Raw genomic sequence first — 3,675 nt, forward strand, 5'->3', positions numbered from 1 at the left:
TCGTCATTCCGGGATGCGCCGAAGGCGCAGGCCCGGAATCCATAACCCCGGCTCGTGGTTATGGATTCCGGGCTCGCGCTCCGCGCGCCCCGGAATGACGGCATCAACAAATGAAGACGAATAAACAAGGGTAGCCCGCCATGAACTTCGACTTCTCCGACGACCAGAAGCAGCTCCGCGACCAGGCGCGCAAATTCCTCACCGAAAAATGCTCGCCCAAGGCGGTGCGCGTCGTGCTCGACGGCAAGRCACCCTACGACAAGGAACTCTGGAAGGGCCTCGCCGAGATGGGCTTCCTCGGCGTCGCAATCCCCGAAGAATTCGGCGGCGCGGGCGCCGGCCATCTCGAGCTTTGCGTGATCGCGGAAGAGATGGGCCGGGCCAATGCGCCGGTGCCGTTCTCCTCGACCGTTTATCTTGCCGCGGAAGCGCTGCTGATCACCGGCAGCGACGCGCAGAAGAAAAAGTGGCTGCCGGCGATTGCCTCGGGCGAGGCGATCGGGACGCTGGCGTTGTTCGAGGGCAAGGGCAATCCGTCGCCGAAGGCCATCAAGCTGACTGCTGCGAATGGCGCGCTCAATGGCGTCAAGAAGCCCGTGGCCGATGGCGCGATCGCCGACTTCGCCGTCGTTGCAGCGCGCACAGCTTCGAGCGGGCGTGAGAGCGACATCTCGCTGTTCCTGGTCGATCTCAAGGGCGGCGGCGTCGAGGTGAAAAGCCTGACCAACCTTGATCCGACGCGTGGCCAGGCCGAGATCACTTTCAAGGACTGCAAGGCCGAGCCGCTGGGCGCGGCCGGCGAGGGCTGGAGCATCCTCACCCAGGTGCTCGACCGTGCCGCGGTGTTGTGCGCCTTCGAGCAGGTTGGCGGCTCCGACCGCGCGCTGGAGATGGGCCGCGATTACGCGCTCGACCGCATTGCCTTCGGCCGCCAGATCGGTTCGTTCCAGGCGGTGAAGCACATGCTTGCGGACATGTACGTGTCGGCGACGCTGGCGCGCTCCAACAGCTATTACGGCGCCTGGGCGCTTTCGACCAACGCGTCCGAATTGCCGGAAGCCGCCGCCGCCGCCCGCATCAGCGCGACGCAGGCGTTCCAGCACTGCGCCAAGAACAACATCCAGGTGCACGGTGGCATGGGTTTCACCTGGGAGTTCGACTGCCACATGTACTACCGCCGGGCGAACGCGATGGCGCTGGCCCTCGGCAGCCTGTCCTATTGGGAAGACCAGTTGATCGACCGTATGCGGAAGAAGAACGCGGCTTGATGATGATCGTGTCCCGGACGCGGCGCGAAGCGCCGCAGAGCCGGGACCCAGGGGCCGCAATGGACCCCGGATCTGCAGCGCATCACTTCGTGCTGCGCAGCGTCCGGGGAACGAACCGAGAGACAAGACCATGAACTTCGACGACACCCCGCAAGAAGCCGAATTCCGCGCCACCGCACGCGCCTGGATCGCAGCGAACGCGCCCAGGCAGTACGAGGACGAGCTGCGCAAATCCTCGCTCGGCCGCACCCAGCTCAAGAACGCTGACATCCTCGAAGTGGCAAAGGCCTGGCAGAAGAAGAAAGCCGATGCCGGCTGGGCCTGCCTGCACTGGCCGAAGGAGTATGGCGGCCGTGGATCGTCGCCGATCGAGCGCGTGATCTGGCAGCAGGAAGAGGGGCCGTTCGGCAAGCTCTCTCATATGTTCATCATCGGCCACGGCATGTGCGGGCCGACCGTGATGGCATTCGCACGGGAGGAGCATAAGCGCGCCTATCTGCCGCCGCTCGCATCAGGCGAAAAGGTGTGGTGCCAGCTGTTCTCCGAGCCGGCCGGCGGCTCCGACGTTGCCGGCTTGCGCACGCGGGCGGAGAAGGACGGCGATGAATGGGTCATCAACGGCCAGAAGATCTGGACATCGGGCGCGCATTATTCCGATTACGGCATCCTGCTCACCCGCACCGATCCAACCGTGCCCAAGCATAAGGGCCTCACCATGTTCTTCCTGGACATGAAGAGCGAGGGGGTCGAGGTGCGGCCGATCAAGCAGGCGAGCGGTGCCTCCGATTTCAACGAGGTCTATTTCACCAACGTGCGTATCCCCGACCATCAGCGTCTCGGCGAGGTCGGTGACGGCTGGAACGTCTCGCTGACCACGCTGATGAACGAGCGCATGTCGATCGGCGCGGGCGTCTCGACCGGTTTCCCCGAACTGTTCGACTATTGCTCCAGCCTGATGCTGGAGGACGGTCCGGCGATCGAGGATCGCGCGGTGCGCTCGAAGCTCGCGAACTGGGCGGTGAAGGCGAGCGGCCTGCGCTACACCAGCATGCGCGCGATCTCGGCGCTGTCGAAGGGCGAGCGGCCGGGGCCGGAGAACTCGATCGGCAAGCTCGTTGCGGGGTCGATGATCCAGGACGTTGCGACCTACGCGCTGGACTTGCAGGGCGCGAGCGGTGTCATCAGCGGCCCCGAGGATGCCGAAATCGCGGGCCGTTTCCAGGCCATGCTGCTGCGCGCGCCGGGCACCCGTGTCGAAGGCGGCACCGACGAGATCATGCGCAACATCATCGCCGAGCGGGTGCTGGGCTTGCCCGGCGACATCCGCGTCGACAAGGACGTGCCGTTCAACAAGATCCCGACGAAGGGAAGAAACTGATCGTGTCCCGGACGCGATGCAGCGCGCCGCGCTGCTTCGCAGAGCCGGGACCCAGAAAGCCACAATGGGCCCCGGCTCTGCAGCGCACCGCTTAGGCGCTGCGCTGCGTCCGGGGCACGAGAGAGGAGAGTTCGAAAATGAACTTCGACGACACCCCGCAGGAAGCCGCATTCCGCGAGACCGCGCGCAAATGGGTCGAGGCCAACGCGCCGAAGGAGTTTTTGGCGGAGCTGTCCAAATCCTCGCTCGGCCRCATCCGGCTCGCCCAGCACGACATCGTCGATGTCGGCAAGGCCTGGCAGAAGAAGAAGGCGGAGGGCGGCTGGGCCTGCCTGCACTGGCCGAAGGAATATGGCGGCCGCGGCGCCACCCCGATCGAGCGCGTGATCTGGCAGCAGGAGGAGGGCGTCTACGGCAAGCTGACGCAGCCGTTCCAGATCGGCGAAGGCATGTGCGGCCCGACCGTGATGGCCTTCGGCAGCGAGGACGCCAAGCGCCGGTACTTGCCGAAGCTCGCTTCGGGCGAGGAGATCTGGTGCCAGCTGTTCTCCGAACCCTCGGCCGGCTCTGATGTCGCGGGCTTGCGCACGCGCGCGGAGAAGAAGGGCGACAATTGGGTCGTCAACGGTCAGAAGATCTGGACCTCGGGCGCGCATTATTCCGACTTCGGCCTTCTGATCGCGCGCACCGATCCGAACGTGCCCAAGCACAAGGGCCTCACCATGTTCTTCCTGGACATGAAGAGCCCGGGCGTCGAGGTGCGGCCGATCAAGCAGGCCAACGGTATGCAGGAGTTCAACGAGGTCTATTTCACCGACGTGGTGATCCCGGACAGCCAGCGCCTCGGCGCCGTCGGCGAGGGCTGGAGCGTCTCGCTGACGACACTGATGAACGAGCGGATGTCGATCGGTTCGCGGCTTGCGACCGGCGTCCCTGAAATGTTCGAGTTCTGCTCCAATCTGATGCTCGAGGACGGGCTCGCCATCGACGATCCCGCGGTGCGCTCCAAGCTTGCGAGCTGGGCGGTGA

3 protein-coding genes are annotated in these 3,675 nt (G+C 65.2%); all 3 read left to right on the forward strand.

The annotated features are described in order from the left end of the window. The first annotated feature begins 140 nt into the window (after nt 1–140). Nucleotides 141–1,268, forward strand: coding sequence for an acyl-CoA dehydrogenase family protein (locus tag AC1D00_RS31640; protein ID WP_477013367.1), 1,128 nt, complete (start codon nt 141–143; stop codon nt 1,266–1,268). 130 nt (nt 1,269–1,398) lie between these two features. Next, nucleotides 1,399–2,646, forward strand: coding sequence for an acyl-CoA dehydrogenase (locus AC1D00_RS31645; RefSeq protein ID WP_477013368.1), 1,248 nt, complete (start codon nt 1,399–1,401; stop codon nt 2,644–2,646). A 137-nt stretch (nt 2,647–2,783) separates the two neighbouring features. Beyond that, nucleotides 2,784–3,675 (forward strand): acyl-CoA dehydrogenase family protein (locus AC1D00_RS31650; protein ID WP_477013369.1); only part of this gene is annotated, 892 nt, incomplete at its 3' end.

The sequence above is a fragment of the Bradyrhizobium sp. P2_E8 genome (assembly GCF_056403875.1).

Coding starts and splice junctions, on each gene's coding strand:
- AC1D00_RS31645 (WP_477013368.1), top strand. CDS start 1,399: ATGAACTTCGACGACACCCCGCAAGAAGCCGAATTCCGCGCCACCGCA.